Source organism: Actinomycetospora corticicola (assembly GCF_013409505.1).
GTDB lineage: Bacteria > Actinomycetota > Actinomycetes > Mycobacteriales > Pseudonocardiaceae > Actinomycetospora > Actinomycetospora corticicola.
In genome coordinates, this window is sequence record NZ_JACCBN010000001.1 from 2,248,676 (window position 1) to 2,271,652 (window position 22,977).

Sequence of the window (22,977 nt, forward strand, 5' to 3'; positions counted from 1 at the left end):
TGTCCCGGTGTGAGCTCCTCGCTGCCGTGGAGGACGACCGCTCGGTCCGCCGCACGACCTTCGACGAGGACGCACTGCTCTACGACCGCGCCCGGCCCACCTATCCAGAGGACCTGTTCGACGCGATCGACCGTCGGCTCCCCGCGGACCGGCCCCGGACCCTCGAGATCGGCTGCGGCACCGGTCAGGCCACCGTGTCCCTCGCGCAGCGCGGTCACCGCGTCCTCGCGGTCGAGCTCGGTGCAGCGCTGGCGGAGGTCGCGCGTCGGAACCTGGCGCGCTTCCCTCAGGTGGAGGTGGTGACCGCCGACGTCGAGCGATGGGAGCTCGAGGAGGCCGACTTCGACCTCGTCGTCTGCGCCACGGCGTTCCACTGGCTCGACCCCGCCACGCGGTTCGCCCGCGTCGCGCGCCTCCTCCGCCACGGCGGTCTGCTCGCTCTCGTCCAGACCATCCACGTCGCGGGCTCTTCCGCTGCGTTCTTCACCGAGGTCCAGCAGTGCTACGCCCGATGGGACCCGGCGACCCCTCCCGACCTCCGAATCCCTGCGCTCGGTGACCTGCCTCCCGCGAGCGCCTACGGGCTCGAGGACGCCGAGGAATTCGACGCCGCGGAAACTCGGAGGTTCGGTGTCGACCTGAGCTACGACGCGGCTCGCTACCTGGACCTGCTCGCCACGTTCTCGAACCACCGGAGCCTGCCGACGGCCCAGCGCGAGGGACTCTTCGCCTGCCTCCGACGACGTATCGCCCGGGAACCCGGTGGAACCGTCGTCCGGTCGGTCGCGTTCGAGCTCAGCACCGCGTTCCGGCGTCCGGGGTGATCTGCCAGGGCCGGTTGTGTCTCGGTGTTCGGGTGGGGTCGAGCCAGGCCGGTGGGGTGAACCAGGGCTGGTGGTCGATCATCGCGACGTCCCATCCGGCGTGGTGGACGAGGTCGTGGTGATACCGGCAGAGGCAGACGAGGTTGTCCAGGGCGGTGTCGCCGCCGTGGGCCCAGTGGGTGATGTGGTGGAGCTGGGTGGTGCGGGTTCTGCGGCGGCAGCCGGGGAAGGCGCAGTGGCGGTCGCGGTGGATCACGGCGCGGGCGATCCCGGCGGGGACGGCGCGGGATTTGCGGCCGATGTCGAGGACTTCGCCCTTCGAGCCGAGCACGACGGGGATGATCTCGGCGTCGCAGGCCAGGCGGCGGGCGGTCTCGGGGCGGATCCAGGTGGAGTCCCCGAGCAGCGCGAGCGTCTGGTGGGCGTCGGTGAGCTGTTGGCGCAGGGTCTTGTAGTCCAGGGTGACGGTCAGGGTGACCCGCTCCCGTCCCGGTAGCGACATCGCATCGAAGTCCGGTGGGCTCCACGGCTTGTGCGGCGGCGGTTCGTCCTCGGGCTCATCGTCGGGTGATCCGTCGCTGGGCAGCGGTGACTCGTCCTCGGGCTCGTCGTCGGGTGGCCCGTCGCTGCGCAGCGGTGGCTCGTCGGTGTCGGTGTCGGCGTCCTCGCCCGGCGGCACGGTCGCCGCGTTGCGCTCGGCGCCGTCGTCGGTGTCGTTGCCCTTGTCGGGATCGGTGTCTTCGTTCCGGTCGCTGGCGTCGGGCGGCCGCGGGTTCGCCGGACCATCGTGATGGCGTTCGTCGTCCTCGGACCCCGGGCCGTCACCGCGGTCGTCCTCGCCGCGGGTGGCGGTGGCGTCGGAGCCGCCGGCCGCGTGCCCGTCCTCGGTCGCACGGCGGGTAGCCGCGTCGGCGTCGGAGGACTTGTCACCGGTGTCGGCGTCGGGTGTGGGTTCGGTGGGCCAGGCGGTGGTGTCGCCGTGGTCGTCGAGGTCCGGGAGCGGCATGGAGGCGGTGGGGCTGCCGGGGTGCTGCTCGTCCTCGGAGTGGTCGAGCCCGGCCCGGTGGCTCGCGGAGATCAGGTCCAACAGCCCGGAGGCCTGCCGGTTGGGTTTGGAGTCCCGGGCCTCGACCCGCGGATCGACCCCCACCCGACGACCGCCGTCTGGATCATCGGAGACCGGCGGCAACCCGGTCTCGGGGTCGGCGGTCACCGCCGACGCCGGAGCAGGTGTCGCAGACCGGATGGCGTCGGCGAACAACGCCGCTGCGGCCGCCTCGCGCAGCACCAGCTTGGCGTGCAGGGAGCCGTTGCGGCGGGTGGTCAGGTGCAGCTCGTTGCCGGCCGGGTCGTCGTCCTTCGGGCGGGCACCATCGGGGTCGAGGCGGTCGGCGACCGTCTTCGCCGCCGACGCCAACGCCCGCGGCGAATGCGTCGCGGCCAACCCCGCGAGCTGCTCCTCGGCCACCGCGAGCACCGTCTCGTCGAGGTCGTCGACCTTCCGGAGCCGGTCCATGGTCTTGGCGACGATCTCGACGTGGTGCCCGTCGATCACCCCGTCATCCACCGCCGCGGCGGTGGCGGGCAACTGGGCGGGGGTGGTCGCCCCGGTCGGGGTGACGTGCGGGTGCAGGGCTCCGGCGTGCCGGTCGAGTATCGCGACGGTCTTGGGGTCGAGCCGGACGTGGTCCTCCAACAACCGCGACAGCCGCTGATACCGGGTCTCAGCCAGCACGTCACTGGCCCGCAGCGCCGTCACCGCCCGATACAACCGGGCCCCGGCCAGCCGGTGCGCGGTGGTGGCGGCATCGACCTCGTCCAACACGGCCTGCGACGACGCCGACAACCCGCCCTCGCGGTCGGCAGCAGAGCCTGTGTCGGTGACCCCGGGCACCGCCCAGCCCGGCTCGTCAGCTCGGGACTCGTCGGCACAGGGCTCCTGCGCACAGGACCGATCCACACCCGGACCGTCGGCCGTGGGCACACCAACCCACGGCGCGTGGTCCTGCGGGTCCTCGGGCTCGAAGAACGGTGGCTCGGGTTCAGGCGCCCACGGGAAGAGCGCCTCGAACTCGACGTCGGAGAGCGGGCGCCAGGTGGGCTCGTCGAGGTCCTCGGGTTCCCACGGCGATTCAGGCTCAGGCCCCACGCTGGGGTCCCACGCCGCGTCGATCGCCATGCACCCAATATCGAACACCAGTTCGATTAGATCAACCGGCGAACGGAGCAACTTCGACGACGCCCTGCACCAGACACGCCACTCGAGGGCCTAGGAACGATCGGAAGGTGAACCTGAGCGACGACGGCCCCCGGTGCACCCTCGTCCTGACCCCGAGGGAGTGCTCACCCCCGGGATCGGCCGCCTGCCAAACAGCCGGCACCTCCCTCGGCGAGGTCGCGGACGCCGCGCTCGACGGCCACCACCTCCTCGACGCCTCGGCCGTCGGCTGGGCGCCATCGAGCCGCACCGCGCGCGGGGTTCACGCCCGGCCGGTGACACTGGGCCCATCAACACCTCCGGCACGGCGGACCGGCTCCTCGGACGCCGTCGGTTCCTCGCGTCGCTCCTGCCCGGACTCGGGCTCGGCGTCGGGCTCACCGCCCTGACCGCGGCGGACGCGCCCCGACCCGTCGTCGGGACGAACACGGTCGACGTCCGCGCCTTCGGCGCCCGGGGCGACGGGACCACCCGCGACACCGCGGCGATCCAGGCCGCAGTCGACACGGCGGGGAGAAGCGGCGGCACCGTCGTCCTCCCCGCCGGGAGGTTCCTCTCCGGGACGATCGAGCTCCGGTCGCACGTCACGCTGCACCTCTCCCCCGGCGCCGTGCTGCTCGGTAGCCCGGACATCGCCGACTACCCGGCGCACGACCTCGGCGTCCGCGACCTCGACATCGGCGGACGACAGGTCTGGGCCCTGCTCCACGCGCAGGGCGCCGAGCAGGTCACCATCGAGGGCACCGGCACGATCGAGGGCAACGGCCACGCCTTCCCGAAGGTCCCGACGCCCGATCCCGAGGTCGCCACCGGTCCACGTCCTCGGATGATCTTCCTCCGGGGCTGCCGGTCGGTCGTCCTGCGGAACGTCACGTTGCGCGAGGCCGGCATGTGGACCGTCCACCTCGCCCAGACCACCGGCGTGCACGTCGAGAACCTCACGGTCACCTCCTCGCAGCACGTGCACCAGGACGGGATCGTCCTCGACAGCTGCGCCGGCGCGGTGGTCCGCGGGTGCCGCGTGGACACCCTGGACGACGCCGTCGTCCTCAAGAGCTCCTATCCCCAGCCGTGCGAGGACGTCCTCGTCACCGGCTGCACCCTCAGCTCGCGCTGCGCCGGACTGAAGCTCGGCACCCAGTCCCTCGGCGGGTTCCGCGCGATCCGGCTCGAGCGGTGCGTGTTCCGCGACTGCCGCCTGGGCGGGCTGAAGCTGCAGACGGTCGACGGCGGCGACCTCGAGGACGTCGTCGCCTCCGACCTCGTCATGCACGACGTCGCCGCGCCGCTGAGCATCCGCCGTGGCCACCGCGGCTTCGACTACGGGCGCACCGACGTCGTCCGACCGCGTCCCGTGGGAGCCCTGCGCGACGTGCACGTCCGCGACGTCCGCGCCGTCGTCAGCCGCTCCGCGGGGCCGCCTGCGGGCGACGTCATGAGCATCGCGGGCCTCCCCGGCTTCCCGGTCGAGGGCGTCACGCTCGAACGCCTCGACATCCGGACGCCGGGTGGCGGCACGCCCTCCGACGCGCGCCGCTCCGGCATCCCGGAGCTCGCGACGGCCTACCCGGAACACACGATGTTCGGCGTGCTCCCCGCCCACGGCCTCTGGGTGCGGCACGCGCGCGGCCTCAGCGTCCGCGACCTCCGGATCACGACCGCCGGACCGGACGCCCGCCCTGCCGTCGTGACCGACGACGTGGAGGGCCTCGACCTCCGCTGACCGACGACGCCGACCGACGACGCTGACCTACGACGCCGACCGACGACGCTGACCTACGACGCCGACCTACGACGCGACGGGCGGCAGCCCGATGCTCTCGGCCGGACCGCGGAAGTTCTCCAACCACCAGCGCCAGTCGTCGGGCAGCAGCGAGAAGGGCCGCTCGTGCCCGAGCTCGCGCGCCGCCCAGACCGGCCAGTGCGGGTTGGCCAACGCCGGGTTGCCGAGCAGCACGAGGTCCACCCGCCCCTCGCGGACGGCGGCGTCCGCGACCTGTGGACGGCCCAGGTTCCAGCTGGCCATCGTCGGGATGCCGACCTCCTCGCGCACCCGCGCGGCCCGCTCCGCCATGAACCCCGGCCGGTCGAAGGGCGGCCGGATCGGCGGCTTCGCGGTGTTGAAGCCCATGCTCATGTCGGCCATGTCGAGCCCGTGCTCGGCCATCCACGCCACGGCCCGCACCGACTCGTCGAACTGCACGCCCTCGGGATGGAAGTCGTCCGAGCCGAGCCGCATCGTCAACGGCAGCCGCTCGGGCCACACCTCCCGCACGGCGTCCAGCGCCTCGAGCAGGAACCGCGCCCGGTTCTCCAGCGACCCGCCGTACTCGTCGTCGCGCCGGTTGGCCAGCGGGGAGAAGAACTCGCCCGCGAGGTATCCGTGGGCGAAGTGCATGTGCAGCCACTCGTACCCGGCGTCGGCGGCCCGTCGCGCCGCGTCCGCGTACGACCGGTGCAGGCCGCGGATCTCGGAGACGGTGAGCGCGTGGACCGGGTGGTCGTGCGTCCCGTCGTCGTAGGAGACGGCGGACGGGCCGCTGACCTGCCAGCCGCGGTCGTGGTCCGGCGGCAGCTGGGACCCGCCGCGCAGGCCGTCGATCTCGTCGTGCTTGGCCACCTCGCTGCCCTTGCGGCCGGTGTGCCCGAGCTGGATGCCGGCGACCCCGCCCTGCCGCCGGATGATCCCCGTGACCCGGGCGTGCCCCTCGATCTGATCGTCGTCCCAGATACCCGCGCAGTCCACCGTCGTGCGGCCCTCGGGGACGATCGCGACCTGCTCCGGGAAGATCAGCCCGAAGCCCCCCGCGGCCCGGGCCCCCAGGTACATGACGTGGTAGTCGTTCATGCGTCCGCTGCGGTCCTCGCAGGCGTGCATCGTCATCGGCGACATCCCGATGCGGTTGCGCAGCGTCACGCCCTTGAGCGTGAACGGGGAGAAGAGGTCAGCCACGTGACGGTGCTTACCCCTCAACGCAGCCGGTGCACCGTGGTCGGGGTGACCGACCGGCCCTCGAGGTCCGTCGTATCCGGCACGTCGTAGTTCGCGAGCGCCTCCACCCGCCGCCGGGGCAGGTACTCGCGCCCCGGATCGCCGACGTAGACCTCGATCCCGACCCCGGTCGCCTCGTCGAGGAACTCCAGCATCAGCCGGGCCATCGGCTGCTCGTAGAAGACGTCGCCCGCGAGGATCACGTCGACGTCGAGCTCCGGCCCCTCCCCCGTCATCAGGTCGCCGACGACGTCGACGGTGAGGCCGTTCAGCGCCGCGTTGCGCGCCGTCGCCACGCGGGCGCGGGCGTCGTGGTCGGAGGCGACCACGGAGGCCGCCCCCGCCCGCAACGCGGCGAGCCCGACGATGCCCGACCCGCTCGCCAGATCCAGGACCTTCTTCCCGACGACGAGCTCGGGCCGGTCGAGCACGAAGCGCGACAGCGCCTGCCCGCCCGCCCACGCGAAGGCCCAGAACGGGGGTGCGGCCTCGTCGGTCTCCGACCAGGTCCGGTGGATGTCGTCGGCGAGGAGCAGGGTCACCTCGGGGACCAGCGGGGCCGTCCCGGGGGTGGTCCAACTCGTCACCTGGTCATCGAGTTCGCGCTCGGTCACGACCTCGTCACCCGCCGTCATACATTGCCCCGGACGGACGCAGCGCCGGACCGCGCGCCCACCTACCCTGTTGCGGAACCGAGCGGTGCCGAGGAGGCAGACCATGTCCGACGACGACGACACGGACGCCGTCCTGCTCTACCTCGGCGGCCCGCTCGACGGTCGCGTCGAGGTCCGCGAGGCACGCCACGGCGCCCCGTTGCCCACGGTGACCCACACCCACCTCCACGACGGTCCGAAGGTCGTGCACCACTACGACCTCCATCCGCTCACCGACGGTGCGGGTGTCTACCACCTGCGCGTCGAGCCCGTGCCGCAGACCGTGGACGCCGAGTCCGCGTAGGCGCCCGGCTCAGGCCAGGTACCAGCCGAGCGCGCACAGGGCGCCCCAGGCACCCGCCACCGCGATCGCCTTCGTGCGCGCCTCGCGGTCGGGCAGGCTCGTGCCGAGCAGCACCAGGTCGACCACGTCCGAGCCGACGCGCACGGCCGTCGCCGTCTTCAGCGACTGTCCCTCGGGGGCGAACGCCATCGCGAGGCCGGAGGCGAGGTCCCGCCCGCCGAGCGCGCGGATGCCGATCGCGGTGCCGCGCGAGAGCGACTCACCGTCCTTCGCGAGCTTGGTGGGGCGGGCGAACAGCTCGGGCTTCGCGATGATCGCGACGGAGTAGGCGGCGGTCGCGGCACCGAGCACGCGGGGCAGCCAGGGCGCCTTCGGGGTGGACGTCGTCAAGGTCATGGGCCGCGTGTACCCACTCCGTCAGGCGGCCGCCCGTCGTCGTCCGGACAGCGCACCGTGGACCGGCACGACCACCCGGGCGAGGACCGGGCCGAGGACGGCCATGAGGAGCACGTAGGTCGTCGCGAGCGGCGCGAAGCCCGGGTCGATCGACGCCGAGGTGAGCGCGAGCCCGGCGATGACGATGGAGAACTCGCCGCGCGCCACCAGCGCCACCCCCGCGCGCCAGCGCCCGAGCGACCCCACGCCCGACTGGTGCGCGGCGAACCACCCGGCCCCGATCTTCGTCAGCGTCGTCACGACGGCGAGCGCGAGCGCCACCGGGATGACGGCGGGGATCTCCCGCGGGTCGGTGTTGAGGCCGAACACGACGAAGAACACGGCGGCGAACAGGTCGCGCAGCGGGCTCAGGACCCGCGTGGCGTTCTCCGCGGTGTCCTCGCTGATCGCGATGCCGAGCAGGAACGCGCCCACGCCCGCGGAGACCTGCAGCTGCGAGGCGACGCCGGCGACGAGCAGCGCCACGCCGATCACCCGCAGCAGGAAGACCTCGGAGGTCGGCGAGTCGACCACGGCCGACACCGCGCCGCCGAACCGGAGGGCCACCACGAGGACCACCACGAGCAGGACCAGCGCGATCCCCACCGTCCGCAGCCCTGCGAGGAACCCGAGCGACGCGAGCACCGCCGTCGTGATGGGCAGGTAGAGCGCCATCGCGAGGTCCTCCATGACGAGCACCGACAGCACCGCGGGGGTCTCCCGGTTGCCGAGGCGGCCGAGGTCGGAGAGGACCTTCGCGATGATCCCGGAGGACGACACCCACGTGACGCCGGCCATCGCCAGGGCGCCCACGGGGCCCCAGCCCAGCAGCAGGGCGGCGACCGCGCCCGGCGTCGCGTTGAGGACCATGTCGACGATCCCGGCCAGCCACGACCGCTTGAGCCCGCCGACGAGGTCGGAGGCCGAGTACTCGAGGCCGAGCAGGAGCAGCAGCAGGACGACGCCGACCTCGCTCGCGAGTTCGGTGAACCCCCCGATGCCCGCGAGCGGCAGCAGTCCGCCCTGGCCGAAGGCGAGCCCGCCGAGCAGGTAGAGCGGGATCGGCGAGATCCCGATCCGACCCGCGAGCCGGCCGAGGACGCCGAGGCCGAAGAACAGGGCCCCGAGTTCCTCGAGGGCGAGCGCGGTCTCCACTCAGCCGGCCTCGAGGATCTCCGCCGCCTGCTTCAGGCCCTCCCCGGTGCCGACGATCACCACCAGGTCCCCGGCCGCGAACACGAAGTCCGGGCGGGGCGACGGGGAGACGACGTGGTCGCGGACCACGGCGACGATGGACGTGCCCGTCCGCGTGCGCATCGCGGTGTCCCCCAGCGCCCGGCCCACGTACGGCGAGCGCTCGGCGATCGGGAACTGCGCGGTGTTGACGCCCTCGACCTCACGCTGCTGGTCCTGCAGCTTCGCGACGAGGTTGGGCGCGCCCAGCAGCGTGCCGAGCGCGTTGCACTCGGCCTCGGTCATCGGGAGGGTGGCCACGCAGCTGTCCGGGTCCTCCCGGCCGGCCAGCAGCAGCTCCCGGTGACCGTCCCGGTGGGTCAGCACGCCGACCCGTCGTCCGTCGCCCGTGACGAACTCCTGCTTGGTCCCGATCCCGGGCAGTCTCGTCAGCTCGACGTCCACGCCTGCCCACGCTAACCGTCACGGCGACCGACGGGGACAATGGACCGTGATGACTGCTCCGTCCCTGCTCCCGACCCCCGGCGCCGACCCCGACGACCTGTTCGAGGGCTTCTCCGCCTGGGCGGCCGAGCGCGGGCTGGAGCTGTACCCGGCGCAGGCCGAGGCCCTGATCGAGCTGGTCACCGGCGCGAACGTGATCGTCTCGACGCCGACCGGCTCCGGGAAGTCGCTCATCGCGCTCGGCGCGCACGTGGCCGCGATGTCCCGCGGCGAGCGCACCGTCTACACCGCGCCGATCAAGGCGCTGGTGAGCGAGAAGTTCTTCTCCCTCGGCGCGCAGCTCGGGTACGCCAACGTCGGGATGCTCACCGGCGACGCCGCGGTGAACCCCGAGGCGCCGGTCATCTGCTGCACCGCCGAGGTGCTCGCGAACTGGGCGCTGCGGGAGGGGACGACCGCCGACATCGGCCAGGTCGTCATGGACGAGTTCCACTTCTACGCCGACCCCGACCGCGGGTGGGCGTGGCAGGTCCCGCTGATCGAGCTGCCGCAGTGCCAGTTCCTGCTGATGAGCGCCACCCTCGGCGACGTGTCCTTCTTCCAGGAGGACCTCACGCGGCGCACCGGACGCGAGACCGCCGTCGTCGCGAACACCGAGCGCCCGGTGCCGCTGAGCTTCCGCTGGTCGACCACCCCGCTGCACGAGACGATCTCGGAGCTGATCACCGGGAAGCAGGCCCCGGTCTACATCGTGCACACCACGCAGGCCGCGGCGGTCGAGCAGGCGCAGGCGCTGATGAGCCTCAACGTCTCGACGAAGGCCGAGAAGGAGCAGATCGCCGAGCTCATCGGTTCCTTCCGGTTCACCGCGGGCTTCGGGAAGACCCTGTCCCGGCTCGTGCGCCACGGCATCGGGGTGCACCACGCCGGGATGCTGCCGAAGTACCGGCGCCTCGTGGAGACCCTCGCCCAGGCCGGGCTGCTGAAGCTGATCTGCGGCACGGACACGCTCGGCGTCGGGATCAACATCCCCATCCGCACCGTGCTGTTCACGGCGCTGACCAAGTTCGACGGCCAACGGGTGCGCCACCTGCGGGCCCGGGAGTTCCACCAGGTCGCTGGCCGTGCCGGGCGCGCGGGCTACGACACCGCGGGCTTCGTCGTCGTGCAGGCCCCCGAGCACGAGGTGGAGAACGCGAAGCGGCTCGCGAAGGCGGGCGACGACGTCAAGAAGCAGCGCCGCGTCGTGCGCGTGAAGGCCCCCGACGGCTTCGTGTCGTGGTCCGAGCGCACGATGGAGAAGCTGGTCGAGGCGCAGCCCGAGCAGCTCACGAGCCAGATGCGCGTGACGACGGCGATGCTGCTGCAGGTCGCGCAGCGCCCCGGCCCGTACTTCCCGGCGATGCGGCACCTGCTCGAGGACAACCACGCCGACCGGGCGACGCAGCGGAAGCTGATCCTGCGGGCGATCCAGCTCTTCCGCGGCCTCATCGAGGCCGACGTGATCGAGGTGCTGAAGACCCCCGACGCGAGCGGGCGGACGGTCGCGCTCGTCGACGACCTGCAGGTCGACTTCGCACTCAACCAGCCGCTCTCGCCGTTCGCGCTCGCCGCCTTCGAGCTGCTCGACGACGAGTCCCCGACGTACTCCCTCGACCTCGTCTCCGTCGTCGAGTCGACGCTCGACGACCCGAAGCAGGTGCTGCGCGCCCAGGAGAACGCCGCACGCGGCGAGGCCGTGGGCGCGATGAAGGCCGAGGGGCTCGAGTACGAGGAGCGGATGGAGCGCCTCGAGGAGATCACGTGGCCGAAGCCGCTGGTCGAGCTGCTGGAGCCGGCGTTCGAGACCTACCGCAAGGGCCACCCCTGGGTCGGCGACGCGGAGCTCTCCCCCAAGGCCGTCGTCCGGGACCTCTACGAGCGCGCGATGACCTTCGTCGAGTTCGTCTCGCACTACAAGATCGCCCGCTCCGAGGGCCTCGTGCTGCGCTACCTCACCGACGCCTACCGGGCGCTGCGTCAGACGATCCCGGAGACGGCGGGCACGGACGACCTCGACGACCTCATCGCCTGGCTCGGCGAGCTGGTCCGCCAGACCGACTCGTCGCTGCTCGACGAGTGGGAGACGCTCTCGAACCCGACCGAGCTGGACGCCGCCGGCTCCGCGGCCGCGCCCGTCGACCAGGGGCCGCCGCCGGTCACCCGCAACGAGCGGGCCTTCCGGGTGCTGGTGCGCAACCAGATGTTCCGCCGCGTCGAGCTCTTCGAACGCCGCTGGCCGGCCGACCTCGCCGACCTCGAGGACGACGGCCCGTCCTTCGAGGTGTGGGCCCGCGCGATGGAGGAGTACTTCGCCGAGTACCCCACGCTCGGCGCCGGGCCGGACGCCCGCGGGCCCGCGCTCTTCCGCGTCGTCGACCGGGGCCGCACGTGGGAGGTCCGCCAGGTCTTCGACGACCCGGAGGGCGACCACGACTGGGGCATCACCGCGACCGTCGACCTCGACGCCTCCGACGAGGTCGGCTCGGCGGTCGTGCACGTGACCCACGTGGGGCCGTTCGACGCGGTCTGACCGGTCAGCGGATCCCGGCGGCGAGACGCGCCTCTCGCCGACGCACCATCGCCCTCCGCCACCAGGCCCGGTCCCCCTCACGAGTGGCGACGAGGTGCAGCCCGTGGACGAGGTGGAGGAACTGCCCGGCCGCGCGGGCCTGGCGGTCGGGGCGGTGCAGCGCGTAGGTCCGCACCATCGACCGCACGTGATCCCGGACGGCGATCCGGAACGCCGCGACGATCCGGTCCCGCTCCTCGTGCGGCACGAGCGACACCTCGACGCCCTGACGGTGATCCGCGCCGATCACCCGCCGGACGTGACCGTCCGCCTCGAGCCGCCGGAGCATCTTCGACACCGTGCTGCGCGTGAGGCCCACCCGCTCGCCGACGGCCCCGCTCGACAGGGGACCGAGATGGCGCAGGAGGTCGAGGCACAGCAGTTCGGGCAGCCCGAGCCCCAGTCGTCGTGCCGTCTCGATCCGGAAGCGGTGGACGACCGGGAGGAGGAGGTCGACGACGAGCGCCGTGAGCTCCTCCGTGGCGGCCTCGACCGCTGCCCGGTGCTCGGCCTGGTCCTCGGTCACGACGTCGAGCATCGCGCAGTGACCGCCGTCGCCGGGCCGGAACGACGAAGTACGTCCGACCATCCGAGTCACCGCGACTCGGATCCGAGATAGCAGTCCGGCCCGGCCGCCGGCCAGGCCACGACCCGTCGGCGCCCCTCAGGCCTTCTTCCGCCGCGGGGCGCCCTTCTTGGCGCCGAGCGACGGCGGCGGGACGACGGGGCCGATGTCGCCGTCGGGGGCCTCGTCGAGGTCGACGATCACCGGGGCGTGGTCGGACGGGCCGGTGCCCTTGCGGGCCAGGCGGTCGACCCAGGCGGCCTGCCGGCGCTCGGCGATCGGGGCGCCGGCGAGGACGAGGTCGATGCGCATCCCGCGGTCCTGGTGGAAAGCGCCACCGCGGTAGTCCCAGTAGGTGAAGGCGGGGACGTCGACCCAGCGGTCGCGGACCACGTCGTGCAGGCCGGTCTTCTCGATCGCGGCCAGCGCCTCGCGCTCGGGCGGCGTCACGTGCGTCGACTCGGCGAACACCTCGACGGAGTAGACGTCGAGGTCGGCCGGCGCGATGTTGAAGTCCCCCGCGACGACGGTCGAGGCCGGGTCGCCAGCCTCGACCATGTCGCGCAGCACGCCGAGCCACTCGAGCTTGTAGGCGTAGTGCGGGTCGTCCACCGTGCGGCCGTTCGGCACGTACACGCTGGTCACCCGCATCCCGCCACACGTCGCGGTGACGGCCCGCGCCTCCTGGTGCGGGTAGCCGGGCGCCCCCGGGAGTCCGTTCACCACGTCCTCGAGGCCCACCCGCGAGAGCAGCGCCACGCCGTTCCAGCGGCCCTCGCCGTGGTGGGCGACCTCGTACCCCCGCTCGGCCAGCGCGGCCCCGAAGGTCTCGTCGAACGCCTCGTCGGAGAGCTTGGTCTCCTGCAGGCACACGACGTCGGGCGCGCGGTCGTCGAGCCACCCCAGCAGGCGCGGCTCGCGGGCCTTCGCGGAGTTCACGTTCCAGGTCGCCACTCGCACGACCCCACGCTAACGGGCGACCCCGACGACGTCCTTCGAGGACTCCCGCGCACCGAGCGGCTGCGCCCGGCGCCACACGAGCTCCGCCTGGAAGGCGACCATCACGGCGATCATGAGCAGCACCTCGCCGATCCCGCCCGAGTCGCTGATCCCGGCGAAGTAGGCGACCGTGCCGAGCGCGAACTTCACGACCACCATGCCCAGGAACAGCCCGATGGTCAGGGCCGTGCCCTGCGCGTAGACGCTGCCCCCCTCCGCCCAGATTCGCGTGTAGCGCCCACGGGCGAGCCCCACCACCACCGACAGCGCGACGGACAGGCCGAGGAAGAGCCACGCCAGCCCGTTCGGCGGGACGTGGTAGCCACCGATCGCGATCCCCACGACCCCGTAGATGATCGCGAGCCTGAACCGCGAGGAACCGACGACCTCGTGGCGCTGGGACTGCTTGTAGACGGCGTATCCGACCATCGCGAGGATGATCACCAGGGAGGACGCGGGCATCTCGGGCTCCTGACGGCGGGTGGGACGGCGGGTGCGGTGCGGCTCAGGCCGACACGCGGACGGGGGTGGCGCTCTCGTGGGCGCCGGGGGCGGTGCGGCGGGCCGTGGCGCGGCGCGCGGCCCAGGTCGTGACCGCGGCGATCAGCGGGACCAGGAAGCAGGTGGGGATCGCGCCGACGTTGTCGGGTGCGGTGTTGCCGTGCATCAGCCACTGGGTGACGTGCTGGATGCCGTCGAGCCAGAGCTGCACGAAGGCGATCGCGATGACCGCGCTCATCCAGCCGCCCCGGAAGCGGCGCCACGCGACGACGACGCCGGCGATCCCCACCGCGAGGTCCGAGCCGCCGTTCTCCCACTGGAAGGGCGAGGGCGCCCAGCCGATGCTCTCCGCCGCGGCGGGTGCACCAGGTCCCAGGTGCACCAGGCCGGCCAGCACGCCGTTGACGCCGAGGCCGACGACCACGAACCAGAGGGCGGTCAGTTCGAGGACGCGGGCACCCGTCCGCCGCGCGGGCGACCGGTCGAGGACCACGTGGAGTACCAGCCCCACCAGCAGAATGGTCCACATGAACAGGAAGAACGACATGACCGGCCCTTTCGACGGTGTGCTCAGCACGTAGCGTGACCGGGATCCGCCGTCGGAACATCCGTCTCATGACGTAGACGGAGCCACTCCCCCGTCCCGCTGTCGGGCCGCCGTCGTCGCGAGCTCGACCCGGGTCCGCAGGCCGAGCTTGCGCAACGCGTTGGACACGTGGGTCTGCACGGTGCGCGGCGAGATCGCGAGCCGCGCCGCCATGTCGGGCCCGGCCACGCCGTCCGCGATCAACTCGGCGACGCGTCGCTCCGTCGGCGTCAGCGCCGCCCAACCCTCCGGCGGCCGTCCGCGCCGACCGGCGGCCCCCAGCCGGACCCCGGCGGACCGGAGCCGCCCCGCCAGCCGCCGCGAGACCCCGTCCGCGCCCAGCCCGTCCGCCGTCTCCCGCACCCGGGCGGCGGCGGCGCGGGCGGCGTCCGCGTCACCGAGCCGGGCCGCCAGGCAGGCCACCTCCTCCCGGGCCGCGAGGCCGCCCGCCACGTCGCCGGCCGCGTCGAGGGCGTCGGCCGCGGCGAGGACCGCCGGCAGGTCGTCCGCCGCGAGCCCGGACATCAGGTCGACCACCGGCCGGACCAGCACCCCGTCGGGCGGATCGGCACGCAGCGCGGCGGCGAGGTCGTCGAGCACGTCCCGCCGCCCCGCACGCAGGGCGAGGCGGGCGACGTCGACGCCGAACATCGCGAGGGCGACCGTCCGACCGCCCCGCAACGCCGTGCGCCAGGCGTCGTCCGCACGGCGCAGGGCGGCGTCCGGCGCGCCCCGGGCCTCGTCGAGGAGGGCGGTCGTCATCGCGACGGCGGGGAGGCCGAACTGCTCGGGTCGGCCGGCGGCCCGCTCGAGCACGACGGCGGCCGCGTCGACGTCACCGCGGTCGAGGTCCATCCGGGCCCGCCCGCCCACCGCGAGCGAGGTCCACCCGGTGCCGGTGCCGGCCGCGGCGGCCAGCCCCGAGTCCATCTCGGCCGACGCGTCCGACCACCGCCCGGCGATCACGTGCACCCGCGCCGCCACGAAGTCGTGGTACGGCCCGAGCCAGAGGTGCCCGGCCCGCGCGGCACGGTCCCGGACCTCGCGGGCGTCGCGTTCCGCCGCCGCCGGCCCCTCGGCGAGCAGCCGGCACCAGGCGGGCCACACCGTCGCCGACGCCGCGTCCGCCCACGACTCCCCCGCGCGCGCCGCGACCGACGCGACGGCCTGCTCGGTCGCCCGGGCGGTGCGGCCGCGCAGGAAGGACGCCATCGCCGCGTTGAGCAGGGCGGTGGGGTGGCCCTCGACGGGCTCCGCCGCCGGCACCGGCCCGTCCCCGGCCAGCAGGTCCACCCAGGTGCGGAGGTGGACGAGGCGGTCGTGCTGCTCCCGGGGCAGCGGGAGGGCGAGGACGGCGTCGATCTCGGCCCGGGCGTCCTCCACCCGCGCCGCGCTGATCAGGGTGAAGATCAGGAAGGAGCGGATCCGGGCGCGGACCGCCGGGTCCTCGGCGGCCGCGAGCTCCCCGCGGGCGACCCGGACCGCGTCGTCGACCCGGCCCGCCCCGGCCAGTGTGCCGGCCCGGGAGAGCGCGTCGGCGCTGTCCAGCGCGGCCACGTGGGCGGAGTGCAGGAGGCGGCGCAGGGGCCGGGGGATCGCGTCGTAGGCGACGTCCCGGTCCTCGACGCGGACGAACTCCAGCCGTTCGTCGTCGCGCCAGAGGAGCAGGCCCGCGTCGGTCGCCTCGCGCACGGCGCGCAGCATCGCGCCGGCCGGGAGGCCGGACACGGCGGCGAGGTGGTCGACCGACGCCGCACCGCCCCAGACGGCGAGGGTCGACACCAGGTCCGCCGCCGGGCCGTCGAGCCCCAGCACGTCGGTCCGGGAGGACCCGTCGTCGGGAAGCACCCCTCGATCCTGACGACGGGTGCACGGACCGCCACCTGCATCACCCGGACGGGCGAACGACGGGCCTCAGGCCGCCCGGCCCTCGACGCGCGCCTTCACCGTGGCGAGCGTCTGCGCCATGCCCTCGCGGTTGCGCGCGGGGCTGTCGTTCGTACGGGCCTTCCCGACGAGCGAGGCGATCGCGGTGCGCTTGTCGACCCAGCGCTGGGTGATGCGCGTGCCGGCGCCCTCGGGCTCGAGGGTGAAGCTCCAGCGGGCGACCGACTGCCCCGCGACGTCGACGTCCCAGCTGATGAGCGAGGCGGGTACGTACTCGGCGACGGTGCTCGTGGTGGGCCAGCGCAGGAGGCCCTTGCGGTTCCAGCCGATGAAGCGCGCGCCCGGCTTCGGGCCGGTCGCGCGGCCGAGCCAGCGGACCGAGTAGCACTCGGGTGAGATCTCACCCATGCGGGCCGGGTCGCCGACCAGCTCCCACACCTTCTCCGGCGGGGCCGCGATGGTCTCGCTGACGACGACGTCTGGCGCCTTCTCCGGCACGGTCGACCTCCTGGGGTGCGCAGTGGTACCGCTCGGTACCGCTGCGCACCCTAGAGGATCAGTTGACCTTGACGAGGTCCACGACGAACACGAGGTGGGCGTTCGGCGGGATGACCCCGCCCGCGCCCTGCGGTCCGTAGCCCTGGTGCGGGGGCACGACGAGGATGCGGCGGCCGCCCTCGCGCATGCCCGAGATGCCCAGCTTGAACCCGTCGATGACCTGGCCGAGGGGGAACTCGACGGGCGTGCCGCCGCGGCGCCACGAGGAGTCGAACTCGGTGGAGTTCGACACCAGCTTGCCCTCGTACTGCACCTGCACGGTGTCGCGGTGCGTCGCCTCGGCGCCGCCCCCGACGACGAGGTCGGTGATGTCCAGGTCGTTCGGGAGGGTGTCGGGGGTGACCGACGCACCCGGGGCACGGGTCAGGTCGTCGGTGTTCTCCACGGTGACTGCCATGCGCCCCACCGTAGGCGGTGCGGCTCAGTCCTTCGGCGCGAGGCCCAGCAGCGAGCGGGCCTTCGCGCCGACGGTCTCGCGCACGCCGTTGGCGATGATCGACAGCGCGTCGGGGTCACCGGTCACCTGCGAGCGGGCGGTGTTGAACGCCTGCTGCAGCGTGACGTGCGGCGGCACCAGCGGGATGTCCTTGTCGACCTTCGCGTCGACCACGAAGGGCCGGTCGGCGGCGAACGCGCGGTCCCAGACCGACCCGATCGCGTCCCGCTCGGTGAGGGTCACGCCGTCGAGCCCGAGGAGCTTCGCCCAGTCCGCGTACGGCACGTCGGGCAGCGACTGCGACTGCGGGTCCGGCGCCTCGCCGAGCATCCCGCGGGTCTCCCAGGACACGAACGAGAGGTCGTCGTTGGAGAGCACCAGCACGACGAAGCGCGGGTCGGCCCACGTCCGCCAGTAGCGCTGGACGGTGATCAGCTCGTTGACGCCGTTCATCTGCATCGCGCCGTCGCCGACGAGGGCGACCACCGGCCGGTCGGGGTGCGCGGTCTTCGCGGCGATCGCGTAGGGCAGCGCCCCACCCATGGAGAGCAGGGTGCCCGACAGCGACCCCCGCTGGGTGGGCCGCAGCGTCAGGTCGCGGGCGTACCAGGACGTCGCCGTGCCGCAGTCGACGGCGATCTGCGCGTCCTCGGGGAGGCGGTCGGAGAGTTCCCGGACGACGAGCTCGGGGTTCAGTGCCGAGGTGTGCGCGTGGGCGCGCTGCTCGGAGTACGAGTCCCAGGACGCGGTCCAGCGCTCCACGTGCGCCCGCCAGTCCGAGCTCTCCTTCTCCCGCAGCATCGGCAGCAGCGCCGTCAGGGTCGCGTCGGCGTCGCCGGTGAGGTTGACGTCGGTGTCGTAGCGGATGCCGCAGCGGGACCCGTCGACGTCGATCTGCACCGCGCGGGCCTGGCCGGGCGCCGGGTAGTACTCGGTGTAGGGCATCGTGGAGCCGACGATCAGCAGCGTGTCGCACTCCCGCATGAGGTGCCACGACGCCGTCGTCCCGAGCAGCCCGATCGCCCCGGTGTTCCAGGGCGAGCGCTCGTCGACCACCCCTTTGCCGAGCAACGCCGTCGAGAGCCCGGCCTGCAGGCGGTTCGCCACCTCGGTGAGCACCTGGGAGGCCCCGAGCGCGCCGGCGCCGGCGAGGATCGCGACCTTCTCGCCCGCGTTGAGCACCTCGGCGGCGGCGCGCAGGGCGGAGTCGGCGGGAGCGCCCGGATCGGACGAGGGGACGGCGGAGGTCTGGTAGTAGCCGTGCGCGTCCGGCGGCTCCGGGACCGCGTCCTCCTCCAGCACGTCGCTGGGCAGGATGATCACCGCGACGGTGCGGTCGGCCAGGGCCGTGCGGCAGGCCCGGTCGACGATGTGTCGCACCTGCGAGGGGTCCTTCACCTCGGCCACGTAGCCCCCGACGTCGGAGAACAGCGTGGAGAGGTCGACCTCCTGGTAGTAGCCGCCGGCCTGCGCGGTCTGCGCGGTGTGCCCGAGCAGGGCGACGACGGGCTGGTGGTCGAGCTTGGCGTCGTAGAGCCCGTTGAGCGCGTGGATCGCTCCCGGACCGCTCGTGACCGCGCAGCAGCCGATGGGCGACCCGCGGTACTTGACGTCCGCGCAGGCGGCGAACGCGGCGGTCTCCTCGTGGCGGACCTGGACGAACTCGGCGTCGTCGCGCTTCGGGATCGCGGTGAAGATCCCGCCGATCCCGTCGCCGGGGTAGCCGTAGAAGCGGTGCACACCCCAGGCGGCGAGACGGTCCAGGACGTGCTCGGCGACGTTCTTCGGTGCACTCACGCCGTCGGGCTACCCACTGGCCTCACATGTCGATCGGGCCCAGCGGCCGCAGCGGGTGCTCCAGCGGCGCCGGCGCGGTGCCCTCCGGACCGAACGGGGAGCCGCCGAGCTCCTCGCGGTGGTGCGGGGTGTCCCAGGCCGTCAGCGGTCCGAGCGGGACGATCTGTGTCGGGTTGATCGTCGTCTGGACCTGGTAGTAGTGCCGCTTGATGTGGTCGAGGTCGACCGTGTCGCCGAACCCGGGGGTCTGGTAGAGGTCGCGGGCGTAGGCCCACAGCGCGCCGAACTCGGCGAGCTTCTGCCGGTTGCACTTGAAGTGGCCCTGGTAGACCGCGTCGAACCGGGCGAGCGTGGTGAACAGGCGGACGTCGGCCTCGGTGATGTGGTCGCCCACGAGGTACCGCCGGCTCTCGAGCCGCTCCTCCAGCGCGTCGAGGCGGGCGAACAGCGCCGCGTAGGCCTCCTCGTAACGCGTCTGCTTCGTGGCGAAACCCGCCTTGTAGACCCCGTTGTTCACGTCGTGGAAGACGCCCTCGTTGACCTCGTCGATCTCCGCGCGCAGGTGCTCCGGGTAGAGGTCGGGGGCGCCGGCGCGCTGGTGGGCCCGCCACTCCTGGCCGAGGTCGACGGTGATCTGGGGATAGTCGTTCGTGACGAGCGCCCCGGAGGCCACGTCGACGATCGCCGGCACCGAGACGCCGTTCTCGGTGCCGTCCTCCGGGTCGCGCGCGAGGTAGGCCTGCTCGAGGTGGGTGTAGCCGAGCACGGGGTCGACGCCGCCCTCGTCGAGGGAGAACCGCCAGGACCGGTCGTCCTGCAGCGGGTCGGTGATCGCGAGCGAGATCGCGTCCTCGAGGCCCATGAGGCGGCGCACGATGACCGAGCGGTGCGCCCACGGGCACGCCAGCGAGACGACCAGGCGGTAGCGCCCCGGCTCGGCGGGCCACTCCCCCTCGCCCGACGGGTTCGCCACGATCCGGTCGGTGAACCGGGGACCGCGGCGCTTGAACGAGCCGCTGGAGTCGGCGTAGGCCTTCGTGTTGCCGGCAGTGGTGCTCACGGGGACCGAGATTCCCCCGGGGAGGTGTACGCGAACCGACATCCGGGGAACGATGCCCGACGTCCCCCGTCGACGTGGGCGTCCGACGACCCCACCCACGAGGAGACACGCCGTATGAGCACCGGCCGCCGTTCCGACTCCGTGTCGACCGAGACCAGCGTCTCCTCCGAGTCGGAGCACTCCGCGCTCCGGACCGACATCCGGCGGCTCTCGACGCTGCTGGGGAAGACGCTCGCGCGCCAGAACGGCGACGACATGCTCGACCTCGTCGAGAAGGTGCGCCACCTCGTCCGGGAGGTGCCCGAGCGCGGGGACACCGAGATCCGTGACCTGCTCGGCTCGCTCGACCCCGGTACGGCGGCCGTACTGGCCCGCGCCTTCGCCACCTACTTCCACCTCGCGAATGTCGCCGAGCAGACCCACCGGGCCTCGGAGCGCCGGGCGGTGCACGAGGGCGGGGAGGGCCCGATCCACCTGCTCGCCGAGCGGCTGGTCACCGAGGCGGACCCGGAGGAGGTCGCGACCGCGCTCTCGCGGCTGGAGCTCAAGCCCACCTTCACCGCGCACCCGACCGAGGCGCAGCGCCAGTCGGTGCTCGGCAAGCTGCGGGCGATCGCCGGCATCCTCGGCGACGGGCTCTCGGAGGAGGTGGCGGAGACGAAGCTCGAGCGTCTCGTCGACCTCATGTGGCAGACCGACGAGATCCGCCCGGAGCGCCCGACGGTGCTCGACGAGGCCCGGTCGGTCGCCTACTACCTGGAGCAGCTCGGCCGTCACGCGGTCCCCCAGGTGCTCACCGTGCTCGACGAGGAGCTCGACCGCGTCGGGCTGCACCTGCCCGAGGGCGCCCGCCCGCTCGTGCTCGGCTGCTGGGTGGGCGGCGACCGCGACGGCAACCCGAACGTCACCGCCGAGCTCACCACCGACGTCATGACGGTCTACGCCGACCGCGGCGTCCGGATCCAGATCGGGCTGATCGAGGAGCTGGTGCAGGAGCTGTCGGTCTCGACCCGGCTGGTGGGGGTCAGCGAGGACCTGCGCCGCAGCCTCGCCAAGGACCGGCGCCACCTGCCCGAGGTCTACGACCGGTTCGTGCGGCTCAACGCCGAGGAGCCCTACCGGCTCAAGTGCTCCTACGTGCACGCCCGGCTGGAGAACACCCGCGCCCGCTACGCCGACGGCTCGCCCCACGTGCCGGGACGGGACTACCTGGGCTCCGCGGAGTACCTGCACGACCTGGAGGTGATGGACCGGTCCCTGCGGTCCCACCAGGGCGATCGGATCGCCGACGGGATGCTGCGCGACGTCATGCGCACGGCGAACGCGGTCGGCCTGCACCTCGCCTCGATGGACGTCCGCGAGCACACCAAGTTCCACCACACCGCGCTCGCGGCCCTGTTCGACCGGCTCGGCGAGCTGGAGACCCCCTACGCCGAGCTCGACCACGACGGCCGGATCGAGGTCCTCTCCCGCGAGCTCGCCGGACGCCGGGCGCTCACGCCGCGGCGGAACTGGCAGGCCATCGGCGACGAGAGCTTCCGGGAGACCCTGGAGGTCTTCGACACCATCCGCGAGGTGCAGGAGACCTACGGCGAGGAGGCCCTGCACACCTACATCATGTCGATGGCCCAGAACGTCGACGACGTGCTCGCGGTGGCCGTGCTCGCCCGCGAGGCCGGCCTGATCGAGCTGACCGTCGACGGGGCGCGCTCGTCGATCGACATCGTCCCGCTGTTCGAGACCGCGACCGAGCTGAAGATCTCCGGCGACCTGCTCGACGGGATGCTCTCCGACCCGTCCTACCGCGCGATCGTCGCCGCGCGCGGTGACGTCCAGGAGATGATGCTCGGCTACTCGGACTCCAACAAGGGCGCGGGGATCACGACGAGCCAGTGGTCCATCCACACCGCGCAGCGCCAGCTGCGCGACGTCGCGGCCAAGCACGGCGTGCGGCTGCGCCTGTTCCACGGCCGGGGCGGCTCGGTCGGACGCGGTGGTGGCCCCGCCGGCGAGGCGATCGCCGCGCAGCCGCACGGCGTGGTCGACGCGGTGATGAAGGTGACCGAGCAGGGCGAGGTCATCTCGGACAAGTACTCGTTGCCCGGCCTCGCCGAGGACAACCTCGAGATCATGCTCTCGTCGGTGCTCGAGGCGACGCTGCTGCACCAGACCAGCCGGGTGCCCGCCGACCAGCTCGAGCGCTGGGACGAGGCGATGGACGTCATCTCGGACGCCGCGCAGGAGGCGTACGGGAAGCTCATCGAGCACGAGGGGCTGCCGAACTTCTTCACCCAGGCGACCCCGGTGGACGAGCTCTCGATGCTCAACGTCGGGTCCCGCCCCGGCAAGCGCCCCGGGGCGGGCGGGGACGCCTCGCTCGACGACCTCCGCGCCATCCCGTGGGTGTTCGGCTGGACCCAGACGCGGATGATCGTGCCCGGGTGGTTCGGGCTCGGCTCCGGTCTCAAGGCCGCCCGCGAGGCCGGGTACGGCGACGTCATCGAGGAGATGAAGGACTGGGCGTTCTTCGCGAACCTGCTCTCCAACGTCGAGATGACCCTCGCGAAGACCGACATGCGCATCGCCGGCTTCTACGTCTCGGAGCTCGTCGACCCCGAGCTCACCGACGTCTTCGAGATCATCAAGACCGAGCACGCTCTCACGCTCCGCGAGGTGCTCGCCCTGTCCGCCGGTGACGCCCTGCTCGCGAACAACCCGCTGCTGCGCCAGACCCTCGAGGTGCGCGAGAGCTACCTCGAGCCGCTGCACCACCTCCAGGTGCACGCCCTGGCCGAGCGGCGCACGGTCGACGAGCCCGATCCCGATCTGCAGCGCGCGCTGCTGCTCACGGTCAACGGCATCTCGGCCGGGATGCGCAATACCGGATAGCGCACGACCGAATTCGGGGCCGAT

General features: G+C 73.0%; 20 protein-coding genes. 5 read left to right on the plus strand and 15 right to left on the minus strand.

Features of this window, described 5'->3' with window-relative positions; translation table 11 throughout:
• Positions 1-26 precede the first annotated feature (26 nt).
• The gene (locus tag BJ983_RS10815; RefSeq protein WP_179793796.1) at positions 27-824 is read left to right on the plus strand and encodes a methyltransferase domain-containing protein; all 798 of its coding nucleotides are present in this window, start codon (positions 27-29) and stop codon (positions 822-824) included.
• On the opposite strand, the gene BJ983_RS10820 is transcribed toward BJ983_RS10815, so the two are convergent.
• Positions 796-3,003: a DUF222 domain-containing protein gene (locus BJ983_RS10820; RefSeq protein ID WP_179793797.1), complete on the minus strand. Its 2,208-nt coding sequence runs from the start codon at positions 3,001-3,003 to the stop codon at positions 796-798. The two genes, BJ983_RS10815 and BJ983_RS10820, sit on opposite strands and share 29 nt — an antisense overlap.
• A gap of 160 nt (positions 3,004-3,163) precedes the next feature.
• Here BJ983_RS10820 and BJ983_RS10825 point away from each other — a divergent pair, with 160 nt between their 5' ends.
• Positions 3,164-4,765, plus strand: a complete 1,602-nt coding sequence (locus tag BJ983_RS10825) for a glycosyl hydrolase family 28-related protein (RefSeq protein WP_179793798.1) — start codon at positions 3,164-3,166, stop codon at positions 4,763-4,765.
• 66 nt (positions 4,766-4,831) lie between these two features.
• On the opposite strand, the gene BJ983_RS10830 is transcribed toward BJ983_RS10825, so the two are convergent.
• Together BJ983_RS10830 and BJ983_RS10835 are read right to left on the minus strand one after the other, a co-directional pair.
• On the minus strand, positions 4,832-5,995 hold the full coding sequence (locus BJ983_RS10830) for an oxidoreductase (RefSeq protein WP_179793799.1): 1,164 nt from the start codon (positions 5,993-5,995) through the stop codon (positions 4,832-4,834).
• A gap of 17 nt (positions 5,996-6,012) precedes the next feature.
• Positions 6,013-6,648 carry a 50S ribosomal protein L11 methyltransferase gene (locus BJ983_RS10835; RefSeq protein WP_218890219.1) on the minus strand — a complete coding sequence of 212 codons (636 nt, stop codon included), beginning with the start codon at positions 6,646-6,648 and terminating at the stop codon, positions 6,013-6,015.
• A gap of 103 nt (positions 6,649-6,751) precedes the next feature.
• On the opposite strand from BJ983_RS10835, the gene BJ983_RS10840 reads away from it, so the two are divergent.
• Positions 6,752-6,991, plus strand: coding sequence for a hypothetical protein (locus BJ983_RS10840; RefSeq protein WP_179793801.1), 240 nt, complete (start codon positions 6,752-6,754; stop codon positions 6,989-6,991).
• A 9-nt stretch (positions 6,992-7,000) separates the two neighbouring features.
• Here the strand turns inward: BJ983_RS10840 and BJ983_RS10845 are convergent, their stop codons facing one another.
• The 3 genes from BJ983_RS10845 to BJ983_RS10855 are packed head-to-tail and all read right to left on the minus strand — an operon-like array spanning position 7,001 to position 9,064.
• Positions 7,001-7,387, minus strand: coding sequence for a hypothetical protein (locus BJ983_RS10845; protein ID WP_179793802.1), 387 nt, complete (start codon positions 7,385-7,387; stop codon positions 7,001-7,003).
• A 21-nt stretch (positions 7,388-7,408) separates the two neighbouring features.
• Positions 7,409-8,581 (minus strand): cation:proton antiporter domain-containing protein, encoded by a 1,173-nt coding sequence (locus tag BJ983_RS10850; RefSeq protein WP_179793803.1) that lies wholly within the window; start codon positions 8,579-8,581, stop codon positions 7,409-7,411.
• The gene (locus BJ983_RS10855; RefSeq protein WP_179793804.1) at positions 8,582-9,064 is read right to left on the minus strand and encodes a cation:proton antiporter regulatory subunit; all 483 of its coding nucleotides are present in this window, start codon (positions 9,062-9,064) and stop codon (positions 8,582-8,584) included.
• Positions 9,065-9,113: 49 nt separating this feature from the next.
• Here BJ983_RS10855 and BJ983_RS10860 point away from each other — a divergent pair, with 49 nt between their 5' ends.
• Entirely contained in the window at positions 9,114-11,636 is a 2,523-nt protein-coding gene (locus BJ983_RS10860) for a DEAD/DEAH box helicase (protein WP_179793805.1), read from the plus strand.
• Between the two features lie 4 nt (positions 11,637-11,640).
• Here BJ983_RS10860 and BJ983_RS10865 read toward each other — a convergent pair whose 3' ends face one another.
• The 9 genes from BJ983_RS10865 to BJ983_RS10905 form a co-directional block, all read right to left on the minus strand.
• Positions 11,641-12,264, minus strand: coding sequence for a MarR family transcriptional regulator (locus BJ983_RS10865; protein WP_179793806.1), 624 nt, complete (start codon positions 12,262-12,264; stop codon positions 11,641-11,643).
• A gap of 75 nt (positions 12,265-12,339) precedes the next feature.
• Positions 12,340-13,200, minus strand: coding sequence for an exodeoxyribonuclease III (locus tag BJ983_RS10870; RefSeq protein ID WP_179793807.1), 861 nt, complete (start codon positions 13,198-13,200; stop codon positions 12,340-12,342).
• Between the two features lie 9 nt (positions 13,201-13,209).
• A complete protein-coding gene (locus BJ983_RS10875; RefSeq protein ID WP_179793808.1) occupies positions 13,210-13,701 on the minus strand; it encodes a DUF1453 domain-containing protein in 492 nt (163 codons plus the stop codon).
• 43 nt (positions 13,702-13,744) lie between these two features.
• Complete coding sequence (locus tag BJ983_RS10880; protein WP_179793809.1) at positions 13,745-14,287, minus strand: DUF6790 family protein; 543 nt, start codon at positions 14,285-14,287, stop codon at positions 13,745-13,747.
• A gap of 66 nt (positions 14,288-14,353) precedes the next feature.
• Entirely contained in the window at positions 14,354-16,174 is a 1,821-nt protein-coding gene (locus BJ983_RS32240) for a LuxR C-terminal-related transcriptional regulator (RefSeq protein ID WP_179793810.1), read from the minus strand.
• Positions 16,175-16,240: 66 nt separating this feature from the next.
• Complete coding sequence (locus tag BJ983_RS10890; protein ID WP_179793811.1) at positions 16,241-16,711, minus strand: SRPBCC family protein; 471 nt, start codon at positions 16,709-16,711, stop codon at positions 16,241-16,243.
• 58 nt (positions 16,712-16,769) lie between these two features.
• Positions 16,770-17,168 carry an FKBP-type peptidyl-prolyl cis-trans isomerase gene (locus BJ983_RS10895; RefSeq protein WP_179793812.1) on the minus strand — a complete coding sequence of 133 codons (399 nt, stop codon included), beginning with the start codon at positions 17,166-17,168 and terminating at the stop codon, positions 16,770-16,772.
• 24 nt (positions 17,169-17,192) lie between these two features.
• Positions 17,193-19,004: a thiamine pyrophosphate-requiring protein gene (locus tag BJ983_RS10900; protein WP_179793813.1), complete on the minus strand. Its 1,812-nt coding sequence runs from the start codon at positions 19,002-19,004 to the stop codon at positions 17,193-17,195.
• Positions 19,005-19,026: 22 nt separating this feature from the next.
• Entirely contained in the window at positions 19,027-20,064 is a 1,038-nt protein-coding gene (locus BJ983_RS10905; protein WP_179793814.1) for a glutathione S-transferase C-terminal domain-containing protein, read from the minus strand.
• Positions 20,065-20,178: 114 nt separating this feature from the next.
• On the opposite strand from BJ983_RS10905, the gene ppc reads away from it, so the two are divergent.
• Positions 20,179-22,953 (plus strand): phosphoenolpyruvate carboxylase, encoded by a 2,775-nt coding sequence (ppc, locus tag BJ983_RS10910; protein WP_179793815.1) that lies wholly within the window; start codon positions 20,179-20,181, stop codon positions 22,951-22,953.
• Positions 22,954-22,977 lie beyond the last annotated feature (24 nt).

Coding starts and splice junctions, on each gene's coding strand:
- BJ983_RS10840 (WP_179793801.1), top strand. CDS start 6,752: ATGTCCGACGACGACGACACGGACGCCGTCCTGCTCTACCTCGGCGGC.
- BJ983_RS10875 (WP_179793808.1), bottom strand. CDS start 13,701: ATGCCCGCGTCCTCCCTGGTGATCATCCTCGCGATGGTCGGATACGCC.
- BJ983_RS10880 (WP_179793809.1), bottom strand. CDS start 14,287: ATGTCGTTCTTCCTGTTCATGTGGACCATTCTGCTGGTGGGGCTGGTA.
- ppc (WP_179793815.1), top strand. CDS start 20,179: ATGAGCACCGGCCGCCGTTCCGACTCCGTGTCGACCGAGACCAGCGTC.
- BJ983_RS10865 (WP_179793806.1), bottom strand. CDS start 12,264: ATGGTCGGACGTACTTCGTCGTTCCGGCCCGGCGACGGCGGTCACTGC.
- BJ983_RS10895 (WP_179793812.1), bottom strand. CDS start 17,168: ATGGCAGTCACCGTGGAGAACACCGACGACCTGACCCGTGCCCCGGGT.
- BJ983_RS10820 (WP_179793797.1), bottom strand. CDS start 3,003: ATGGCGATCGACGCGGCGTGGGACCCCAGCGTGGGGCCTGAGCCTGAA.
- BJ983_RS10845 (WP_179793802.1), bottom strand. CDS start 7,387: ATGACCTTGACGACGTCCACCCCGAAGGCGCCCTGGCTGCCCCGCGTG.
- BJ983_RS10860 (WP_179793805.1), top strand. CDS start 9,114: ATGACTGCTCCGTCCCTGCTCCCGACCCCCGGCGCCGACCCCGACGAC.